This window comes from Halomonas sp. ND22Bw (assembly GCF_003011945.1).
Classification (GTDB): domain Bacteria; phylum Pseudomonadota; class Gammaproteobacteria; order Pseudomonadales; family Halomonadaceae; genus Halomonas; species Halomonas halophila.
In genome coordinates this window covers 1-20,225 of the sequence record NZ_PXWD01000015.1, presented here as the reverse complement: position 1 = coordinate 20,225, position 20,225 = coordinate 1, and the positions used below count along the sequence as shown (strand labels likewise).

Sequence of the window (20,225 nt, the reverse complement as noted above, 5' to 3'; positions counted from 1 at the left end):
AAAGTCGACACCATTAGCACGCTATGAGGGTCGGCCACGCATAGTGATAAAACGGGCCCTGTAGTAGAATTGCGCGCGTTTTTTCCCCTCCCCCTCCAATCCCAGGATGCATTCGCCATGCCGACAAGATGTCGACCGCAATACTGGCCCCGGCAACACGCCCGGTGGCCAGGTTTTCTCGTGCTCGCGGCACTGCTGCTGTTCAGCCCTCAGGTACTGGCCGCCGGCGCCGGTGAGCTGGATCTGACCTATACGCTGAGCGGCTTCGTCGCCGTCACGCTGTTCATCCTCGCCTATGCGCTGGTCATGGCCGAGGAAAAGCTGCACATGCGCAAGTCGAAGCCCGTGCTGGTCGCGGCGGGCCTTATCTGGACGTTGATCGGCTGGGTCTACGTCCAGGAAGGCCTGCCGGATGCGGCCGAGCACGCCTTCAAGGCCACCCTGCTGGAATACACCGAACTGCTGCTGTTCCTGCTGGTGGCGATGACCTACGTCAACGCCATGGAGGAGCGCCGCGTGTTCGACAAGCTGCGCGCCTGGATGGTCGAGAAGGGCTTCAGCTATCGCGCACTGTACTGGATCACCGGCCTGCTGGCCTTCTGGATCTCTACCGTGGCCAACAACCTGACCACCGCCATGCTGATGTGCGCGGTGGTGCTCAAGGTGGCCGAGGGCGACAAGCGCTTCATCAGCCTGTGCTGCGTCAACATCGTGGTGGCCTCCAACGCCGGCGGCGCCTTCAGCCCCTTCGGCGACATCACCACGCTGATGGTCTGGCAGGCCAAGCTGGTCGAGTTCCAGGAATTCTTCGAGCTGCTGGGGCCGTCGCTGGTCAACTACCTGGTGCCGGCGATCATCATGAGCCTGTTCATCCAGAACAAGAAGCCCGGCGCCCTCGAGGAGCACATCTGGCTCAAGCGCGGCGCGCGGCGCATCGTCTGCCTGTTCCTGCTGACCGTGGTGATCTCGGTGCTGTGCCACACGGTGCTGCACCTGCCGCCGGCGCTGGGCATGATGACCGGTCTCGGCTTCCTGCAGTTCTTCGGCTACTACCTGCGCCGCAGCCTGCCGCGCTCGCTGGAGCGCAAGCGCACCCGCTACAGCCAGCGTGGCGACTGGCGCAAGCTCGAGGCGCTGGGCAGCGTGGTGCCGTTCGACGTCTTTACCCGGATCGCCCGCTCGGAATGGGATACCCTGCTGTTCTTCTACGGCGTGGTGATGAGCGTCGGCGGCCTCGGCTTCATGGGCTACCTGGGCCTGCTCTCCGAAACGCTCTATGCCGGCTGGGATCCGACGCTGGCCAACGTGGTGCTGGGCGTGATCTCGGCGGTGGTCGACAACATCCCGGTGATGTTCGCGGTGATCTCCATGGATCCGGACATGTCGATGGGCAACTGGCTGCTGATCACCCTGACCGCCGGCGTGGGCGGCAGCCTGCTCTCGGTGGGCTCCGCTGCCGGCGTGGCACTGATGGGACAGGCCCGCGGCATCTACACCTTTGCCGCCCACATGCGCTGGGCGCCGGTCATCGCTCTGGGCTACGTGGCCAGCGTGCTGATGCACCTGTGGATCAACGCCGACAGCTTCAACGTCTTCCACTGAACAGCGCCTCGGCCCGTTCGGGCCTGAGACGTCTTATCGCGCGGCGGGCCTCGGCCCGCCGCGTGCCGTTTCGGGCGATGGCTAGCACGCCAGGCTTATTCCTCCAGCCCCAGTCGCCGGTGCCAGTCGGCCAGGCTCTCGTCCGGATAGCCGTCGAAGCAGCGATCGTCGGGGCCGGCCTCGACGTCCACCCAGCCGGCCTTGCTGCCCAGCATCAGATGAACGCGTTCGGGCTGCACCGGCAGCTCGGAGTCGATCGCCGAGGCGAAGGGATGGACGAGCTCGGGCCAACGCGGATCGAACACCCACAGCGCGCTGCCGCATCGCGAGCAGAAGTGACGCTCGCCGGGGCTCGCCTGGCCATCGGTCACCGCCTGATAGATGGTCTCGTGCTCGGCGCCCTCGACCTTGAGCGTCTCGGCCAGGGCCCCGAGATTGATCGCATAGCCGCCGCCGCCCGCGGTCTTGCGGCAGATCGAGCAGTAGCAGCGATTGAACGGATAGGGATGCGGCGCTTCCACGCGGAAGTGGATCGCCCCGCAGTGACAGGAACCCTCGAGTTGCATGGTGTCGCTCCTCTGGTATTAGCTCTGGCATTCAACCCTGCCCTCCAGACTAGTCGACACCTGATCGAAGATGACGCCCAAGACGGCCATCGGCCGGGCATGCCCGGCCGATGGGTTCCGCGTGTCTCACCGCCACCACGGGTTGGTGTCGCGCACCTCGCGTCGCGGCATCGAGCGGGTGCGTTTGGGAGTTAGTGGCTGGCTGAGGCGCTGACCGCGCGCTTCCCAGGCATCGCCCACCGCCAGCATCAGCGGTGCGTCAGCTTGGCGTATCACCTCAACACCGATGTCCTGCCGATCGACGGCGGACGGCGTGATGACGGGAGCCTCCCTCTCCATCGCCATCGTCGAGACGGAAGCCCCCAGGGCTGCCGCGAGCAGCGTCGAAATCAGTATGCGTTTCATGAGGTACCTCCACTGCATGAGTGAGAGGAATGTGCCTCGAACGGCGCAGCCGCCGTCCGGAAGCACGACCGTGCCATCGGCCATGCCCGTCCTGGTGTGGTGTCGAGGAGTGGCGGAGGGAAGGAGGCTCCCAAAGAGCCAGATTCTCGGCGCTGCGCCTGTTGGCCGCCTCGGGTGGGCGTCCGGCGTCGGCACTTTCACTATAGCCCCGCCCGACGCGCGAATCGGCATATGAAAAAAAGTCCTCGACCGCCGCCACGACAATCACCTCCGGGGCCCTGGCCGGCCGTCCGACGTTCCATCGTTCGACACCCAACCTCACACGTCTTACGCGTCATGGGCAGCGCAACGGACGGCCATCAGCCGCCCGCGCTGCCCCTGAACGCCGGGACACGCTGGTCAGGGCGCCGCACACCGCGACAGGCCATCGGCCAGATCCTCGATGACCCCGGCATAGAGGCCGGGGCCCGGCTCGTGGCCCACGCCCAGGGGATCGATCCTCATCGCGGTGTCGACGGGCATGTCGCCGAACACGCTCTGCACCAGATCGGCATTGAACTGCGGCTCGGTAAACACGCAGCGGACATCGAGCGCCGAGACCTGCTCCTGCACGCGACGAATCCGGGCGGGGCTCGGGTCGGAGGCATCTCCCAGCGAGATCGCCCCGGCCGCCGGCACCCCGAAGCGGCGTTCGAAGTACTGATAGGCATCATGAAAGACGATGAATCGCGGCTCACCGGCTTCCTCCAGTCGCCGCTGCACGTCGTCGATCAGGTCATCCAGGCTCGCCCGAGCCGCGCGGGCGTTGTCATGATAGGTCTCGGCGTGTTCAGGGTCCGCCTCGGCCAGGGTATCGGCCATGAGCGTCAGCCAGGCCTGGGCATTGCGGGGATCCAGCCAGGCATGGGGATCCAGCCCCTCGTGAGAGTGATGATGTCCGGCCTCATGATGGGCCTCATCGTGGTCGTGGTCGTGGTCGTGGTCGTGGTCGTGGTCGTGGTCGTGGTCGTGCGCATGATCCTCGCCGTGGTCATGGGCAGCGAAAGTCGCCCCCTGGCGAAAGTCATGACGGACCAGCCCCGGCGCCTCGAGCAGCTCGATCGTGGTCGCTTCGGCAGCCAGGCTGCTCAGCGATTTCGCCAGCCAGGGCGTCAACGCATCGCCGACCCAGAACACCACGTCGGCCCGGTCCAGCGTCGCGGCCTCCGAGGGGCGCATGGAATAGCCGTGAGGTGACGCACCGGGCTGGATGACCGGCATCGGCGTGCCAAGATCGCCCATGACCTGGGCGACCAGCGACTGGACGGGCGGAATGTCCACCGCAACGCGCGGGACATCGGCGGCCGCGAAGCCCGGGACGGCCAGCAACGAGAGAAGCCAGGGACGGCGATTCAGGGGCATGGGGATCTCCTTTCAGGTCTCTTTCGGGTTGCGAATAAAATGTTATATCATAACGTTTTTAGCAAGTCCCCCTGTCGAGGCTGCCCCTGGCGGAGCGACGACGACCTGATGGAGCCGCCATGCCCCTACTGAGCCTGAAAGACGTCGGCGTCACCCGACGTGGCCATACCATCCTGGACGGCATCGACCTGTCCCTGGAACAGAACGAGCTCGTTACCATCGTCGGGCCGAACGGCTCAGGGAAGACCACCCTGCTGCGCGTGATCATCGGCGCCCTGGCACCCAGCCAGGGCCAGGTGTCTCACGATGCCTCGCTGTCCATCGGCTATGTGCCGCAGCGCCTGCACATCGATCCCACCCTGCCCATGACCGTGGCCCGATTCATGGCCCTGCCCCGGCGGCATTCCGCCGACGCCGTGCGGCGCGCACTGGAACAGGCCGATGCGGCCGGGCTGGCCGACAGGCAGATGACCGGCCTCTCCGGCGGTCAGTTCCAGCGCGTGCTGCTGGCCCGCGCCCTGCTGACGTCCCCGGACCTGCTGATTCTCGACGAGGCCAATCAGGGACTCGATCACCGCGGCACCGCGGAGTTCTACCGCCAGCTCGCGCGGGTGAAACGGGAGCTGGGCTGTGGGGTGCTGATGGTCAGCCATGAGCTGCATGTGGTCATGCGTGCGTCGGACCGCGTGGTGTGCCTGAACGGGCGGATCTGCTGCCAGGGACCTCCCGACACGGTGGCCGGCTCATCGGCCTATCGCGACCTGCTCGGCGTCGACGAACGCGATGCCGTCGCCTTCTATCGCCACGATCACGCGCCCGAGGAGGCGCTTTCCTGATGCTCGATGACTTCCTCGTTCGCGCCGCGCTGGGCGGCACCGGCGTCGCCCTGGCGGCCGCACCGCTCGGCTGCTTCGTGGTGTGGCGGCGCATGGCCTATTTCGGCGATGCCACCGCCCACGCGGCCATCCTCGGCGTCGCCCTTTCCCTGGTCCTGTCCACCTCCCTGTTCGCCGGGGTGCTGGCGGTCTCGCTGCTGATGGCGCTGGCCGTGTCGCTGCTGAGTGGCCGCGGCTATGCCATGGACACACTGCTCGGCGTCACCGCCCATGCGGCACTGGCCTTCGGGCTGGTGGCGGTGTCCTTCGTCTCCGGCGTGCGCATCGACCTGATGGGCTATCTGGTCGGCGACATCCTCGCCGTGAGCCGTCAGGATCTCGCCATCATCTGGGGCGGCGCGCTGATGGTGCTGGGACTGCTGAGCTGGCGCTGGCCGGCGCTGCTGACCTCGACCCTGAACCCGGATCTCGCCCACGCCGCCGGGATGGACCCGAAGCGCGAGCAGCTGGTGCTGACGCTGTCACTGGCGCTGGTGGTGGCCGTCGCCATCAAAGTGGTGGGCGTGCTGCTGATCGCCGCGCTGCTGATCATTCCCGCGGCCACTGCCCGGCCGTTCAGCCGCACGCCGGAGCGGATGGCGATGGCCGCGGCGGCGGTCGGCATCTTCTCGGCCAACGGCGGCCTCATGGCCGCCTATCGGTTCGACACCCCTACCGGCCCCACCATCGTCTGCGTCACCACGCTGCTGTTCCTGTGCGCGAGCCTGGTCGGTGCGTCTCGCTTCCGCTCCCGGCCGTCCCGCGCCGATCGCTAGGCCCGCACCCCGGGGAGGACCTCAGCACTCGACCTCGGGCCAGTTCCACTGGCTGCGCGCCACGGCGTCGTGGGCATGCAGGCTCTCGGCGTGCACCACCCGCAGACGAAAGCCGGCCACGCCGGGCTGCTCGCGCAGGATCCGATCCAGGCGCCGGGCGGCGTCCTCGCAGAACATCAGGTTCTGGCCGTTGGCCAGGGCGAAGGCCTGCTCGTCGACGCGCTTGACCGCCGTCTGGAGCGCGGTGCCGAGACTCGCCTCCACCCGCTCGATGGCCTCGAGTACCGGCAGGGCCTCGAGCCCGCCATCGAGGCGCAGCTCGAGATGCGCCCGACTGCGCTGGCTGTGAGGCGTGGCGACGATGCCCTGCTCGCTGCCGAGCCAGCGGCGCACCGCCTCGCGCTCGATGGCCGACGCATCCGCGAAGTCGCGGTCGAAGCGCTGCTGGATCAGCTGTCGCGCCAGCCCCGCCGAGCAGGGGCAGGTAGAGGAGTAGCCGATCTCGAGCGACAGCCGCAGCGTGAAGCCGTCGGGGCCGAGGCGAGTGCGCAACGCGAAGGGATAGGCCTTCCAGCCTGCCAGCGGGCTGACCAGCGCCGGTCGGCGCAGCAGGGCCTCGCCCTCCAGATCGAGAAAGGCCTCGCGCGAGAGCTCATGATGGCTGTCGAGGAAGTGTGCCAGCACCTCCTGAAGCCGACCGGGCGTGATCTCCCGGTCGACCAGATGCTCGAGGGCCAGATAGAGCCGAGACATGTGAATGCCACGCGCCTCGGCGGCGTCCAGGCTGACCCCGGCATGGGCGCGTGCCTGGACCGGCCGGCCCGCCAGGCTCAGCGGCAGATCGATGCCCTCCATGCCGACCCAGGACAGCCGTCCCGGCTGATCGGCGGCGCCGTCGGCGATATCCATCAGCGGCGTTGTCATCAGGCCTCCTCGGCGTCGAGCTCGACGGGCGCGAAATCGGCGAAGGGATCGGGCAGCGCGCGCCAGAACTCATGACCGGCCAGCAGGGTCTCGTCATCGAGCAGGCAGCCGTCCAGGGCCTCGCGCATGCGCGCCTCGTCCATGCCCTGGCCGATGAACACCAGCTCCTGGCGCATGTCGCCGAAGGGCTCCTCCCAGACCTGCTCGATCGCCTCGAGATAGCCGGGATCCGTCGGCCAGTCGACCTCGGGCACGGCCTTCCAGAACAGGCCGGCGAAGCCGTAGTGGGCGACGCCGCCGGCCTGGCTCCACTGCCCGGCGAGGCGCGGGCGCGAGGCCAGCCAGAAGAAGCCCTTGGAGCGCAGCAGCCGTTCGCCGAACCAGTCGGCGTGCAGCAGCTCGAAGAACTTCTGCGGATGGAAAGGCCGCCGCGCCCGGTAGGTGAAGCTGGCGATGCCGTATTCCTCGGTTTCCGGCACGTGCTCGCCGCGCATCTCCCTGAGCCAGCCCGGTGCCCGCTGGGCCCGCTCGAAGCTGAAGCGGCCGGTATCCAGCACCTCCTCCAGCGGGACCGCCCCCTGGGCCATGGCCAGAATCCGCGCTTCGGGATTGAGGCTTCGCAGCACCGCCTCGAGCTCGGCGCGCTGGCGCTCGTCGATCAGATCGGCCTTGCTGATCAACAGCACGTCGCAGAACTCGATCTGGTCGACCAGCAGGTCGGCGACGTTGCGCTCGTCGTCCTCGCCCAGGCTCTCTCCGGCCTCGGTCAACGACCGGGCCTCACGGTACTGGGTGAGGAAGTTGGCGCCGTCGACCACGGTGACCAGGGTATCCAGGCGCGCCAGCCGCGACAGGCTCTCGCCGTTGTCGTCCTCGAAGGTGAAGGTCTCGGCCACCGGCAGCGGCTCGGAGATGCCCGTGGACTCGATGACCAGCTGGTCGAAGCGTCCCTCGCGGGCCAGGCGTGCCACCTCGATCAGCAGATCCTCGCGCAGCGTGCAGCAGATGCAGCCGTTGCTCATCTCGACCAGGCGCTGCTCGGCGCGGTTGACCGCGATGTCGGGGACCGGACCGCCGTTGCCCTCGTCCTGCCGCAGCAGGGCCGCGTCGATGTTGACCTCGCTCATGTCGTTGACGATGACCGCCACCCGACGCCCCTCGCGATTGGCCAGGATATGGTTGAGCAGGGTCGTCTTGCCGGCGCCGAGAAACCCGGACAGCACTGTCACGGGCAGGGGATGAGGTTCACTCATCGGTCTCTCCTTGTTGCCTGTTGGTCACGGTCATCGCCCGCCCTCGAGAGAGCGTGGCTTTCAAGGGCAGAAAAGATACGTTATAACGTAACAAATTGGCAAGACATCCAAGCCCGCTAACCGCCTCATGACGGAGACTTCCATGCCGCACCCCACGCCCCTGCCCTGCCCCGACTTTGCCGCCTCGGCACCACGCCCGCTCTCGACGCCTCACTGGGCGGAAGGCGGCGGCATCGAGGTGCTGCCGCGCATCTTCGAGGACGCCATCACGCTGGCCGTGATGCGTCGCCCGGTCGGCAGCGAGCTGCTGGCCGGCGCCCTGGCCCAGGTGGAAGCCGGACGTCCGCTATCGTTCAACTGGCGCGGTGCACCCGGTGTCGAGCTGCGCACCGCGCTGTTCGAGACCCTGGCCGCTCCCGCGGCGTCCGTCGCCCTGGTGGAGGATGTCGTGATCCTGGCCGAGGCCATGGCCTTCCTGTTCGACACCGACACGGTGGGCCTGCGGCTGAGGCTGATGGACGCGCCCATGTGCCCGCGCTTCCACTGCGACAATCTGCCGGTGAGGATGATCACGACCTATCTGGGCCCGGGCAGCGAATGGCTGCCCGAAGCGGCGGTGAATCGCGCCGGGCTCGGGGCACCGAGCGCCGCCAAGCCGGCGATCGTGCGCGACGACGGCGCCATCCGCCGGCTGGAGTCCGGCGACGTGGCGCTGCTCAAGGGCAGCGGCTGGATCGGCAACGAGTCGCACGGCCTGGTGCACCGCAGCCCGGCGCTGGCGGAGGGCCAGCCGCGACTGCTGCTGACCATCGATCCCGGTTGAGGGCGGCGTTACGCCTTCCAGGGCAGCGGCGGCGGCATCAGCGGCTCGCCGTCGTCGTCGGGAATGTGGCCGAAGCGCTCGGCGCCCGCCTCCCAGTCGCGCTGGGCCTCGGCGATCTCGGCCTTGCCATGGCCGACGAAGTTCCACCAGATCAGGATCTCCTCGCCCAGCGGCTCGCCGCCGATCAGGATGGCCCGGCCACCGGCGGGCAGCGACAGGGTGACGGCGTCACGCCCACGCCCCAGATAGGCCAGCTCGTTGGGCGCGAACGCCTCCCCTTCAATGCCGATCTCCCCTTCCAGCGACAGCACGCCGTACTCGAAGTCCCGGCGGAGAGGGAGCTCGACGTCGCTCGCCTCCCGGCTGGCCAGGTCCAGCCCGGCCAGCTCGGAAAAGGCCAGCGTCGGCGCACGCCGTCCGGCAAACTCGCCGATCAGCAGGGTGACGTCGGCGCCCTGCGTTTCCCAGGTCGGCAGGGTCGGATAGTGATCGAAGCGCGGATCGGTGCGCCGGTCGGCGTCTGGCAGGGCGATCCACAGCTGGGCGGCATGCAGACGAGTCTCGCCGGGCACCGACTCCTCGGTATGGCTGATGCCGCGGCCGGCGGTCATCAGGTTGACCTGGCCGGGGCGGATCACCTGCTGATTGCCGAGGCTATCCCGGTGCAGCACCTCGCCCTCGATCATCCAGGTGAAGGTCTGCAGGCCGATGTGCGGATGGGGACCGACCCGCAGGCCGCGAGCATCGCCCTTGAACACGCTGGGGCCGGCGTGATCGAGGAAGCACCAGGCGCCGATCAGGCGGCGATGCCGGGACGGCAGCACCCGATTGACCGGAATGCCGCCGACATCGGCGGTGCGCGGCGACACGTGCTGGACTCGTCGCTTGCCATCGACGACCGGGCAGTCCAGCGACGACGCCGGCTCGGTATCCTGAATCTGAGTGCTCATGGATGCTGCCTCCTGGCGAGATGGCGATGCCTTGTGCTGAGCATATGGTGCAGAGCGTAGCCCCGCCAGCCGCGCGGCGTCGGTATCGGTCGATGCGCACGGCCGGGCGGCTCAGCCAAACGCGCGGATATGCGCGGCCAGTTCGGCCAGCGCGCTATCGTCGGCGCGCCGGTAATCGTGGGACGAGAGATAGCCCTCGTAGCGGTCGAAATACTTGTCGACCCGCGACTCCACGGGCTGGAAGGCCGGGTCGCTGCCGGTGCCGTGCATCGGAAACAGCTTGGCGTGCAGGTGATCGACGCCGTATCCCTCGAAGAACATGCCGGTGCGGGCGACGCCCTCGAGCGAGGCATCCAGCAGCCGCGCGACCCGCTTGGTGGCCAGCATCAGTCCGGTCAGCACCTCGTCCGGCTGGTCGAAGGCGTAGCTGGGGTGGTGGGCCTTGGGAATGACGACCGAAAAGCCCGGCGTGTTGGGGAAGATGGACAGAAACGCCAGGTGCGCCTCGTCCTCCCAGATGACATGGCACGGCGCCCGGCCGGCGACGATCTCGCAGAAGATGCAGCTCACGTTCGATGCCTCCCTGATGACGACGACGCGCCCGAAAACGCCGGCCGCAACGGTTCCTCGGCGCCGGCGGCGTGCTATTCTCCCCGCTCGTTCAGAGCCTATCCCATTCGCGAAGGAGATTCCCATGACTCAGGCCACCGCTCGCCATATCCTCGTGCCCAGCGAAGAACAGTGCCTGGCCCTCAAGGCCGAGATCGAAGGCGGCCGCGACTTCGCCGAGGTCGCCCGTGAACACTCCCAGTGCCCGTCCGGCCGCCAGGGCGGCGAGCTCGGCAGCTTCGGCCCGGGCCAGATGGTGCCCGAGTTCGACAAGGTGGTGTTCTCCGCCGACCTGAACCAGGTCCAGGGCCCGGTGAAGACCCAGTTCGGCTACCACCTGCTGGAAGTCACCAGCCGCGGCTGAGTGGCTGCAGAGGTAGACAAGGGCCGCGTCGGATATCGACGCGGCCTTTTTCATGACACCCCCTGCTCGGCCATCGGCCCGGCGTCACGCGCGTCGAACACCACCCGCACGCGATGGCCCGTCGCCTCGGGCAGGTTCTCGTAGGGCCAGCCCAGCCGCTGCGTCAGCTGCGCGGTGAGCCGCAGCCCCAGGCCGAAGCCGACCTCGCCCGGCGCCTCATCGGCCTCGGCCGTCTTCGGTGACGCCTGGTGGTTGTCGATGCGCACTTCCGAGCCGCGCTGGCGGATCACCACCCGCCCCTCCCAGGTATGCACGAAGGCGTTGCGAATCAGATTGCCCAGCACGATCCGGGTCGGCGCCTCCGGCAGGGTCAGGCGGCACGGCGCGGTATCGAGCTCGACGTCGACCGCCTTGTCGCGCAGCAGGTAGCGCAGCTCGGCGACCTGGGCATCGAGCAAGGCCTCGAGATCGACGCTGACGCCGGGGGGCGCAGGGCCCTCCTCCCGGCTCAGCCACAACAGGGTCTCGGTCAGGTGCTTCATGGTGGTACCGGCCCGCTCCATGCGCGCGAATACCTGGCGATGACGCGGGCTCCAGGTCTCGTCATGCGCCTGCTGGAAGCGCCGCAGCAGCTCCAGGTTGTGGCGCAGCACGGTGATCGGCGTACGCAGCTCGTGGCTGGCATGGGCCAGGAAGCGCTGCTCTCGCGCCAGGCCCTCATGGGCCGAGCACAGGCTTTCGCGCAGCAGGCCGGCCAGCTCGTTGAGCTCGGGATAGCCGAAATCCGGCGTCGGCTCGGCCAGGCGCTGTGCATCGAGGCCGCGTGCCCAGTCGCCCAGGGCATTCACCGGGCGTGAGACGTGGCGCAGCCACCACAGCAGCGCACCCAGCAGCCCCACGGCGATGACCATCCCCAGCCCAAGCAGCGTCATCAGACTGTTCAGCGACTCGTTGGCCGGCGAGATGGCGGAAGGCGACGAGGCGATCACGTCGGCCACGAACAGCGATCCCTCTGGGGTCGGATGGCGCATGGCGACATAGAAGGTCTGCGGCCGCTGGAGCCCGTTGCCGTCGTCCTGCTTGTAGAGCCGCCCGGGCTCGCCGGGCGCATCGCGGAAGACACGTCGGACGGCCTCGGGCATGGCCTGCCAGTCACCGCTCAGATGGTAGCCGGCCACCTTGCGCAGGTCTTCCGGTAACGCGCCGCCCTGCCGGCCGGCGACGTCGTCGGCGACCCGGGCCATGTGTGCCCGCGTCATGTTGTCCATGCCGCGCAGGAAGTAGTGGGCGCTGAGCACGGAGTAGCCGACCGCCAGCAGCAGGCCCACCACCAGTCCGCCCAGGATCAGCTGCCCCTTGAGGGTATCGGGTCGCCTCACGTCGCGGGCCTCAGCGCCACGCCATGGCCGGGCACGGTCTGCACGAGGGGGTACTCGAAAGGCACGTCCACGGCCTGGCGCAGGTGATAGAGATGGACCTTGAGGCTGTTGCTGTCGGGCACGTCCTCGCCCCACAGCGTGGTCTCCAGCGCCGCGCGCGACACCACGTTCGGCGAGGCTCGCAGCAGCGCCTCGAGCAGCCGCCAGCCGGTGGGCGAGAGATGGATCGGCCGCCCCGCACGCGTGACCCGTCGCTCCCCCAGGTGCATCTCCAGGTCGGCGCAGCCGAGGCGCTGGGACTGGCCGCTGCGACGCCTGGCCAAGGCATGGATCCGCGCCGCCAGCTCGCGCAGCTCGAAGGGCTTGATCAGGTAGTCGTCGGTGCCGGCCGCGAAGCCGGCCAGCTTGTCGTCCAGGGCATCGCGGGCGGTGAGCATCAGCACCGGGATGTCGCGCCCGGCCTCGCGCAGGCGCTCGCAGACCCGCAGGCCGTCCAGCCGCGGCAGGTGCAGGTCGAGCAGCACCAGGTCGGGCGGCTGGCGCTCGACCAGCTCGAGGCCCGCCACGCCGTTGGCGGCGTGGTCGCAACGCATGCCCTCGAGCTCCAGATAGTCGATCAGCGTCTCGGCCAGGTCGATGTCGTCCTCGATCAGCAGCACGCTCAGCATCGGCTCTCCTCGCTCGATTCACGCCCGTGCCGTCGCAGCATGCCCCGGCAGGGGTTCAGGGAAATGAGCAGGAGATGATGCCACAACCCGGCGCGACCGAGTCGACCGACGACGACGCCCGGCAACCCCTCGACGCCCGGAACCATGGCGGCGGCGATGGGAGACAAGCGCCACGCCCGGCGACGGCCGGGACCAAAAAAAACCGCCCGGTACGGGCGGTTTGAATGAAGAACAGGGAATATCGCCTCAGTGAGACCCTGGCAGCTTGTACCCGAAGAGGTTAGGGAAGCGTTAAGGTATGGCCTCAGAGACGCCGACTCGACGAGGAGCGTCGCCGGCAGGCCAGCGGCAGGATCCGAACAGCCAGGGAGGTACGGGAAGGTGAGTGAACAAAGCGTGATCCGCGTCGAGGCGCTGTCGAAGACCTACGACAGCGGCTTCGAGGCCCTCAAGGGGGTGGACCTCGAGATCCGACGCGGCGAGATCTTCGCCCTGCTCGGCCCCAACGGCGCCGGCAAGACCACCCTGATCAGCGTGATCTGCGGGCTGGTCAACGCCTCCGCGGGCCGCGTGCTGGTGGCCGGTCACGACAACGTCAGCGACTATCGCCAGGCGCGCCAGCTGATCGGCCTGGTGCCCCAGGAGCTGACCAGCGAGGCCTTCTCCACGGTGTGGGACACGGTGAGCTTCAGCCGCGGGCTGTTCGGCAAGCCGAAGGACCCGGACCACATCGAGCGGGTGCTGAAATCGCTGTCGCTGTGGGACAAGCGCCGCAATCGCCTGATCACGCTCTCCGGCGGCATGAAGCGCCGGGTGCTGATCGCCAAGGCGCTGGCCCACGAGCCGCAGATCCTGTTCCTCGACGAGCCCACCGCCGGCGTCGACGTGGCGCTGCGCCGCGACATGTGGGAGGTCGTGCGCCAGCTGCGCGACAGCGGCGTGACCATCATCCTCACCACCCACTACATCGAGGAGGCCGAGGAGATGGCCGACCGCATCGGCGTGATCCGCTCGGGCGAGCTGGTACTGGTCGAGGACAAGCGCGAGCTGATGCGACAGCTCGGCCGCAAGGAACTGACCCTGCAGCTCCACGAGCCCCTGCAACGCCTGCCCAGGGAACTGGACGCCCACGGCCTGGAGATCGCCGAGGACGGCCAGGCACTGATCTACACCTACGACGGCCGCCACGACGGCGACGATTCGAGCGGCATCGCCGAGCTGCTCGCCGATCTGGACGCCGCCGGCATCCGCTTCAAGGACCTCCACACCCGGCAGAGCTCGCTGGAGGACATCTTCGTCAGCCTCGTCAGGGAGGACGCATGAACCTCGAATCCGTGAAGACCCTCTACGTCGCCGAGATGTCCCGCAGCCTGCGCACCGTGTTGCAGAGCATCGTCTCGCCGGTGATCTCCACCTCGCTCTACTTCGTGGTCTTCGGCGCCGCCATCGGCACCCGCATCAGCGAGGTGGAAGGCGTCAGCTACGGCGCCTTCATCGTGCCCGGGCTGATCATGCTGATGCTGCTGACCCAGAGCGTCTCCAACGCCTCCTTCGGCATCTTCTTCCCGCGCTTCTCGGGCTCGATCTACGAGATCCTCTCGGCGCCGGTCTCCTACTTCGAGGTGGTGCTGGGCTTCGTCGGCGCGGCGGCCACCAAGTCGGTGATCCTGGGGCTGATCGTGCTCGGCACCGCGAGCCTGTTCGTGCCCTTCACCATCGCCCACCCGCTGGTGATGCTGCTGTTCCTGGTACTCACCGCGCTGACCTTCAGCCTGCTCGGCTTCATCATCGGCATCTGGGCCGACGGCTTCGAGAAGCTGCAGCTGGTACCGCTGCTGGTGATCACCCCGCTGACCTTCCTCGGCGGCACCTTCTATTCCATCGACATGCTGCCGCCGCTGTGGCAGGCGGTGACGCTGGCCAACCCGGTGGTCTACCTGGTCAGCGGCTTCCGCTGGAGCTTCTATGGCATGGGCGACGTCAGCATCTGGGCCAGCCTGGCGGTGATCGGGCTGTTCCTGGCGGTGGCCCTCGCCGTGGTCAACGGGATCTTCCGCAGCGGCTACCGGCTCAAGCCCTGACCGTCCCGCCAGGATACCCGCCGCGCTATCGCCGCCGTGCCGCGGCGGGTATCATCCCTGCCCCCGTTCACCGAGCCCGAGGGAGGTTCCCATGCCGATCCTGCACAGCATCATCCACCGCATCGACAAGGGAGACGGCGAGACGCCGGCCCGCCTCGTGCCCGCCGAGGCGCCGCTGGCGGCGTCCACGGCCCTGGACGACCTGGTCTCGGGGCTCAACGACGCCTATCACGGCAAGGCCAAGAACTGGGGCCGCTTCGCCGACGACGAGCCGGCCGCCTTTCCCGCGGCCCTGTCGAGCTTCCTCGACGGCGAGCGCGACTTCCCCAGCCTGACCCGGGCGCTGGCCGAGCAGATCGTGCCGCTGATCGACGACCACCTGCCCGTGGGCGGTCACCTGCTGGTCGTCGACCATCGCCAGGGCGAGGCCCGCTACCTGATGCTCGCGCTGCTGCATCACCGCGACGGCTTCGGCATCGACGAGGCCCTCGGCGTGGTGCCCGCCCGTCAGCTCAACCTGGCCCAGATGACGCTGGCCGCGCGCCTCGACGTCAACCAGTGGCAGAACGGCTCGGCTTCGCATCCGTATCTCTCCTGGACCCGCGACCGCGGCGGCAAGAAGCTGTCCGAGGCCTTCGCCGAGGCGCTGGGCGCCCGCGAGCAGCGCGACGCCGGCGAGGAGACCCGCACCCTGCTCAAGGCCTTCAGCGACTTCGTCGAGCACGAGGACCTGCCGGAAGAGGCCAGCCGCGAGAAGACCGACGCCCTGGTCGACTACGCCAGCGACCAGGCCAAGCTCGGCGAGCCCATCACCCTCGAGGACCTCTCCGAGCTGGTCGACGAGGAGCGCCCCAGGGCCTTCTATGAGCACATCCGCAACAGCGACTACGGGCTGAATCCCGAGATCCCGCCCGACAAGCGCACCCTCAACCAGTTCCGGCGCTTCACCGGCCGCGCCGCCGGCGTCTCGATCAGCTTCGACTCCCACCTGCTGGGCGCCGCCGTGGAGTACGACGAGGACGGCGACCGGCTGATCATCAAGAAGGTGCCCAACGGGCTGCGCGACCAGCTCAAGCAGCGCCAGGGCGACTGACGCCGGCCGCCCCGATCAACCCGCCTCAGCCGAGGTGCGGCGCCAGCCACTGGCGCAGCTGCGGCCCCTGCAACAGCCCCGGCTGGCGGGCCGCCTCCTGGCCGTGCTTGAACAGGATCAGCGTCGGGATGCTGCGGATGCCGAAGCGGCCGGCCAGGGCCTGCTCGGCCTCGGTGTCCAGCTTGGCGAAGCGCAGGCGCGGCTCCAGCTCGCGGGCCGCTTCGGCGAAGATCGGCGCCATCGCCTTGCACGGGCCGCACCAGCTGGCCCAGAAATCGACCACCACCGGCAGCGAGCTGCGCGCCACCAGCGACGCGAAGTTGGCACCGGTCAGCGTCAGCGGCTCGCCGGTGAACATCGGCTGTTGGCACTTGCCGCAGCGCGGGCCGGCCGATAGGCGATCAGGATGAACCCGGTTCATGGCATGACAGTGGGCACAGCCCAGCAGCAGGGCATCGGACATGATGGGACTCCAGAGGGGGAAGACCCGAGAAACTATGTCGCCTGATGCCGGCGCCATCAAGCGCGCCGCGACGATCGGCCACGGCGAAGAGAGTCGGGCTCAGAACAGCCCGAGCTGACGGTCGATCAGGGTCGCGAAGTCGTCCCCCACGAACGGCAGGATGGCATCCGCCACCGGCTGCAGCTGGCGGGTCAGGTAGTGTTCGGTGTCGATGGCCGAACACTGCTGTTCCAGTGGCTCCGGCCCCGCCACCGTCATCACGTAGCGAATCCATCCGCCGTGCTGATACCGGCGCGGCCGACCGAGCCGGTCGCTGGCCTCGTCGGCGAGCCGCGCCGCCCGCACATGGGGCGGCACGTTGCGCTGATAGTCGGCCAGGGAACGACGCAGTCGCTTGCGATACACCAGTCGATCATCGAAGTCGCCGGCCAGGGTGCGACGCACATAGTCGCGGACGAAATCCCGATAGGATTCGCCGTTGAAGATGCGCCGATAGAGCTCCTGCTGGAAGTCCTTGGCCAGGTCCGTCCAGTCGCTGCGCACGCTCTCCAGCCCCTTGAAGACCATCCGTTCGTCCCCGGACGCGTCGCGCACCAGTCCGGCATAGCGTTTCTTGCTGCCCGCTTCGGCCCCGCGAATGGTCGGCATCAGAAAGCGTCGGTAATGGGTCTCGAACTGCAGCTCCAGCGCACTCTCGAGGCCATATTCCCGGGCCAGGTGTTCACGCCACCAGGCATTGACGTGTTCCACCAGGCGCCGGCCGATCGCCTCCGCCTGCCGCTCGGGATGCTCGCGGCCGAGCCACACGAAGGTGGAGTCGGTGTCGCCGTAGATGACGGTATAGCCTTCGGCCTCGATCAGCTCGCGCGTGCGTCGCATGATCTCGTGCCCGCGCATGGTGATCGACGAGGCCAGGCGTGCATCGAAGAAGCGGCAGCCCTTCGATCCCAGCACGCCATAGAAGCTGTTCATGATGATCTTCAACGCCTGGGAGAGCGGCATGTTGCCCGCGCGCTTGGCGGCCTCACGCCCTTCCCAGACCCGAGCCACGATCGCCGGCAACGCGTGTCGCGAACGCGAGAAGCGGGCCCCGCGAAACCCCGGCACCGAGGCCGCATCCGAGGGATCGGCGAGCCCCTCCACCAGGCCCGCCGGGTCGATCAGGAAGCTGCGGATGATCGAGGGATACAGGCTCTTGAAGTCCAGCACCAGCACCGAGTCGTAGAGGCCGGGGCGGGAATCCATGACGAAGCCACCGGGGCTCTCGGCGGCTTCTGCCTCGCCGAGATTCGGCGCCACGAACCCCAGGCGGTGCAGGCGTGGCAGGTAGAGATGGGTGAAGGCCGCCACCGACGCGCCGCTGCGGTCGGCGGACAGCCCGGTCACCGTGGCCCGCTCCAGCAGGAAGTCGAGAAGCTCGGTCTCGGCGAAGATCCGCGTCACCAGCTCGCAGTCCTTGAGGTTGTAGCGTGCCAGCGCCGGCTTGTCCTCGGCGAACATGCGCAGGATGTCATCCAGCCGCTGGTAGGGGTTGTCGATGGCCTTGCCCTCGCCCAGCAGCGCCTGGGCCACGTGTTCCAGGGAAAAGGAAGAGAAGTGCCAGGTGGCCGAGCGAAGCGCCTCGATGCCGTCGATGATCAGCCGTCCCGCCGCCGAGGCGACGAAACGATGGGCCTGATGACCCTGGGCGCGCCACTCCATCACGGCCCCGCCGCGCCCCAGTCGCAGGGCAACCCCGAGCCGCCGCGCATGTTCGTGGAGAATGCGCAGGTCGAACTGCACGAGATTCCAGCCGATGATGGCATCCGGGTCGTGCTCGGCGAACCATCGGTTGAGCCGCTCCAGCAGGTCCGAGCGGCTATCGCAGTACTCGAGGTCGAAATCGAGCCCATCGGCCGCGCCGTTGGGCGGGCCCAGCATCAGCACCCGACGTTCTTGCCCGCTTTCCAGGGCAATGGAATACAGCTCGCCGCTCCCGCTGGTCTCGATGTCCAGCGACACCACCTTGAGTCGCGGACGATAGTCCGGCGCCGGCCTGAGCCGCGTCGCCATCAGGCCGCCCGCGCCGTCGGGCTCTCCCTCGACGCTCACCGGCGCGGTGATGAAGCGCTCCATCAGATAGCGCTCCGGCGGCCGGATATCGGCCTCGTAGACCTCCACGCCGGCGTGCTTCAGGCGTCGTTCCAGGGCCGTCAGCCGATGATGCTGCCGACAGTAGAGCCCCAGCACGGGGCGCCGATGAAAGTCGCGCAGCGCGAGGGAGCGCAGTTCGACGCCGGGCTCGCCGTGCAGCACTCGATCCGCGCGCGCTCGCTGCTCCGCCGGCAGGAAGGCCACCGACGGCCGCGGCGGCACGCGTACTCGCAGAGGTCCCTCATCGGTGGCCAGCCAGAACTCGCCCTGGGGGCCTTCGGACGTCTCCTGCCAATGTCGGGTCAGGATGAATCCCTGCCGTGCAACCACCGTCGCGCCTCGCATCTCCATGAGCCCCCATCATAGCGCGTCAGATGGAAATTCAAGGACATAAAAAAAGCCTCCCCGAAGGGAGGCCAGTTGGAGCACGCCAGCTCACTCGTCGGGCCGGTCGTCTTACTGCGACGCAATGACGACCGGCAGACAATCGGAGCAAAGCCCAGACAGGAAAGGCTCCGATCGCCGACATCCATATCAAAGCAATGCACAGGCCAGAAAATAAATAGCTCTTTAAAATCAATTGAATAATAAAAGATAGCGCCGTGTCGGAACGAGACCGCGTGGAACACCCAAGCTGCGGCGCACCATCATGAACCGCCTAATGGATGCGATGCGTCACTTCGGAGCACCGGACGCCGATCGCGATGCCCGGCGGCACTTGATGGAAATCCCTTCCATCGCGCATTCTGATGTTTCTCTTCATTGCCACCGGAGCATCGCCATGTCCTCTCCCCGCCTCGGCTTCATCGGCATCGGCCTGATGGGCGCCCCCATGACCCGCCGTCTGCTGGCGGCCGGCTTCGAGGTGACGGTCTGGAACCGCTCGCCGGGCAAGACCGCCGGCGTGGCCGAGGCGGGCGCCCGCGTTGCCGGCTCCCTGGAGGCGCTGGTCGCGGCCTCGGACGTCATCCTGCTGTGCCTGGCCAACACCGCCGTGGTCGAGGCCGTGGTGTTCGGCGAGGACGGCGTGGCTGCCCACGCGCGCCGCGGCCAACGCCTGCTGGATCTCTCCAGCAGCGATCCCGACGCCACCCGCGACATGGCCGCGCGGCTCGCGGACGCCTGTGGCATCGCCTGGGTCGATGCCCCGGTCTCCGGCGGCGTGGCCGGTGCCGAGGCCGGCGAGCTGGCGGTGATGTGCGGCGGCGCCGACGAGGACGTCGACGCGCTGCGCCCGGTGCTCGCCCCGCTGGCCGCCCGGGTGACCCACATGGGGCCGGTGGGCAGCGGCCAGGTGACCAAGGTCTGCAACCAGATGATCGTCGGCTGCCAGGCGGCGGTGATCGCCGAGACGGTCGCCCTGGCGGAAGCCAGCGACGTGGACGCCACCCGGCTGACCGAGGCGCTGGCCGGCGGCTTCGCCGACTCCAGGCCGTTTCGCATCCTCGCCCCGCGCATGGCCGAGCGCGACTTCACCGCCCCGCCCTGGCACCTGCGCACCCTGCTCAAGGACCTGGACATGGCCGTGGCCCAGAGCGGCCGCGCCACCAGCGCCACACCGATGAGCGCCCTGGCCGCCCAGCTGATGCGCGGTCATGCCGCCCGCGGGCACGACGAGGCGGACCCGGCCACGCTGGTCGAGGCGTATCGTCCGGAAGGCGCAAAGTCGGGGGCAGGCTCGGGCGAGGCATAAGACAGGCGCAAATATAGCTTCATAGGGCTATTACATTGAAAAATAGCCTTGAGAGCCTATCCTGAGACATGACCGCCGCCCTGGGAGCCTCCATGGCCACACGCCTCGCCGTCATCACCGGCGACATCATCGACTCGCGCCGCCTCGAGGAGGGCCAGCGCCTTCAT

General features: G+C 68.2%; 20 protein-coding genes. 9 read left to right on the top strand and 11 right to left on the bottom strand.

The annotated features are described in order from the left end of the window. Positions 1 to 117 precede the first annotated feature (117 nt). Positions 118 to 1,602 carry a sodium:proton antiporter NhaD gene (gene nhaD, locus CVH10_RS15155; RefSeq protein ID WP_046079608.1) on the top strand — a complete coding sequence of 495 codons (1,485 nt, stop codon included), beginning with the start codon at positions 118 to 120 and terminating at the stop codon, positions 1,600 to 1,602. Between the two features lie 95 nt (positions 1,603 to 1,697). Here the strand turns inward: nhaD and CVH10_RS15150 are convergent, their stop codons facing one another. The 3 genes from CVH10_RS15150 to CVH10_RS15140 all read right to left on the bottom strand — a co-directional run bounded on the left by CVH10_RS15150 (position 1,698) and on the right by CVH10_RS15140 (position 3,974). Then, on the bottom strand, positions 1,698 to 2,168 hold the full coding sequence (locus CVH10_RS15150) for a GFA family protein (protein ID WP_106489132.1): 471 nt from the start codon (positions 2,166 to 2,168) through the stop codon (positions 1,698 to 1,700). A gap of 126 nt (positions 2,169 to 2,294) precedes the next feature. Next, on the bottom strand, positions 2,295 to 2,573 hold the full coding sequence (locus tag CVH10_RS15145) for a hypothetical protein (RefSeq protein ID WP_146142939.1): 279 nt from the start codon (positions 2,571 to 2,573) through the stop codon (positions 2,295 to 2,297). Between the two features lie 399 nt (positions 2,574 to 2,972). After that, entirely contained in the window at positions 2,973 to 3,974 is a 1,002-nt protein-coding gene (locus CVH10_RS15140) for a zinc ABC transporter substrate-binding protein (RefSeq protein WP_106489131.1), read from the bottom strand. 119 nt (positions 3,975 to 4,093) lie between these two features. On the opposite strand from CVH10_RS15140, the gene CVH10_RS15135 reads away from it, so the two are divergent. Both CVH10_RS15135 and CVH10_RS15130 read left to right on the top strand, forming a co-directional pair. Further along, a complete protein-coding gene (locus CVH10_RS15135; RefSeq protein ID WP_106489130.1) occupies positions 4,094 to 4,810 on the top strand; it encodes a metal ABC transporter ATP-binding protein in 717 nt (238 codons plus the stop codon). Next, entirely contained in the window at positions 4,810 to 5,625 is an 816-nt protein-coding gene (locus CVH10_RS15130) for a metal ABC transporter permease (RefSeq protein WP_106489129.1), read from the top strand. Before CVH10_RS15135 ends, CVH10_RS15130 begins: the two co-directional genes overlap by 1 nt. Before the next feature lie 21 nt (positions 5,626 to 5,646). Here CVH10_RS15130 and folE2 read toward each other — a convergent pair whose 3' ends face one another. Then, entirely contained in the window at positions 5,647 to 6,549 is a 903-nt protein-coding gene (folE2, locus tag CVH10_RS15125; RefSeq protein ID WP_106489128.1) for a GTP cyclohydrolase FolE2, read from the bottom strand. Then, positions 6,549 to 7,802 carry a zinc metallochaperone GTPase ZigA gene (gene zigA, locus CVH10_RS15120; protein WP_106489127.1) on the bottom strand — a complete coding sequence of 418 codons (1,254 nt, stop codon included), beginning with the start codon at positions 7,800 to 7,802 and terminating at the stop codon, positions 6,549 to 6,551. The genes folE2 and zigA overlap by 1 nt, the downstream gene beginning before the upstream one ends. Before the next feature lie 142 nt (positions 7,803 to 7,944). Here zigA and CVH10_RS15115 point away from each other — a divergent pair, with 142 nt between their 5' ends. After that, positions 7,945 to 8,625 (top strand): DUF1826 domain-containing protein, encoded by a 681-nt coding sequence (locus tag CVH10_RS15115; RefSeq protein ID WP_369335818.1) that lies wholly within the window; start codon positions 7,945 to 7,947, stop codon positions 8,623 to 8,625. 8 nt (positions 8,626 to 8,633) lie between these two features. Here CVH10_RS15115 and CVH10_RS15110 read toward each other — a convergent pair whose 3' ends face one another. Together CVH10_RS15110 and CVH10_RS15105 are read right to left on the bottom strand one after the other, a co-directional pair. Further along, positions 8,634 to 9,575 carry a pirin family protein gene (locus tag CVH10_RS15110; RefSeq protein WP_106489125.1) on the bottom strand — a complete coding sequence of 314 codons (942 nt, stop codon included), beginning with the start codon at positions 9,573 to 9,575 and terminating at the stop codon, positions 8,634 to 8,636. Positions 9,576 to 9,686: 111 nt separating this feature from the next. Beyond that, on the bottom strand, positions 9,687 to 10,145 hold the full coding sequence (locus CVH10_RS15105; RefSeq protein WP_106489124.1) for an HIT family protein: 459 nt from the start codon (positions 10,143 to 10,145) through the stop codon (positions 9,687 to 9,689). Positions 10,146 to 10,269: 124 nt separating this feature from the next. Here CVH10_RS15105 and CVH10_RS15100 point away from each other — a divergent pair, with 124 nt between their 5' ends. Next, positions 10,270 to 10,548, top strand: a complete 279-nt coding sequence (locus tag CVH10_RS15100; RefSeq protein WP_016855385.1) for a peptidylprolyl isomerase — start codon at positions 10,270 to 10,272, stop codon at positions 10,546 to 10,548. A gap of 50 nt (positions 10,549 to 10,598) precedes the next feature. On the opposite strand, the gene CVH10_RS15095 is transcribed toward CVH10_RS15100, so the two are convergent. Continuing rightward, positions 10,599 to 11,927, bottom strand: a complete 1,329-nt coding sequence (locus CVH10_RS15095) for a HAMP domain-containing sensor histidine kinase (RefSeq protein WP_052052503.1) — start codon at positions 11,925 to 11,927, stop codon at positions 10,599 to 10,601. After that, the gene (locus tag CVH10_RS15090; protein WP_219924715.1) at positions 11,924 to 12,592 is read right to left on the bottom strand and encodes a response regulator transcription factor; all 669 of its coding nucleotides are present in this window, start codon (positions 12,590 to 12,592) and stop codon (positions 11,924 to 11,926) included. Before CVH10_RS15090 ends, CVH10_RS15095 begins: the two co-directional genes overlap by 4 nt. A gap of 384 nt (positions 12,593 to 12,976) precedes the next feature. On the opposite strand from CVH10_RS15090, the gene CVH10_RS15085 reads away from it, so the two are divergent. The 3 genes from CVH10_RS15085 (at position 12,977) to CVH10_RS15075 (ending at position 15,769) form a co-directional block, all read left to right on the top strand. Next, positions 12,977 to 13,918: an ABC transporter ATP-binding protein gene (locus tag CVH10_RS15085; protein ID WP_106489122.1), complete on the top strand. Its 942-nt coding sequence runs from the start codon at positions 12,977 to 12,979 to the stop codon at positions 13,916 to 13,918. Then, positions 13,915 to 14,676, top strand: coding sequence for an ABC transporter permease (locus CVH10_RS15080; protein ID WP_035596830.1), 762 nt, complete (start codon positions 13,915 to 13,917; stop codon positions 14,674 to 14,676). Before CVH10_RS15085 ends, CVH10_RS15080 begins: the two co-directional genes overlap by 4 nt. Before the next feature lie 91 nt (positions 14,677 to 14,767). Beyond that, complete coding sequence (locus CVH10_RS15075) at positions 14,768 to 15,769, top strand: nucleoid-associated protein (RefSeq protein WP_106489121.1); 1,002 nt, start codon at positions 14,768 to 14,770, stop codon at positions 15,767 to 15,769. Positions 15,770 to 15,794: 25 nt separating this feature from the next. Here CVH10_RS15075 and trxC read toward each other — a convergent pair whose 3' ends face one another. Beyond that, positions 15,795 to 16,232, bottom strand: a complete 438-nt coding sequence (gene trxC / locus CVH10_RS15070) for a thioredoxin TrxC (protein ID WP_106489120.1) — start codon at positions 16,230 to 16,232, stop codon at positions 15,795 to 15,797. Positions 16,233 to 16,331: 99 nt separating this feature from the next. Next, complete coding sequence (locus CVH10_RS15065; RefSeq protein WP_369335817.1) at positions 16,332 to 18,716, bottom strand: DNA polymerase II; 2,385 nt, start codon at positions 18,714 to 18,716, stop codon at positions 16,332 to 16,334. A 430-nt stretch (positions 18,717 to 19,146) separates the two neighbouring features. On the opposite strand from CVH10_RS15065, the gene CVH10_RS15060 reads away from it, so the two are divergent. Then, positions 19,147 to 20,058 carry an NAD(P)-dependent oxidoreductase gene (locus CVH10_RS15060; protein ID WP_106489119.1) on the top strand — a complete coding sequence of 304 codons (912 nt, stop codon included), beginning with the start codon at positions 19,147 to 19,149 and terminating at the stop codon, positions 20,056 to 20,058. Positions 20,059 to 20,225: the final 167 nt, after the last annotated feature.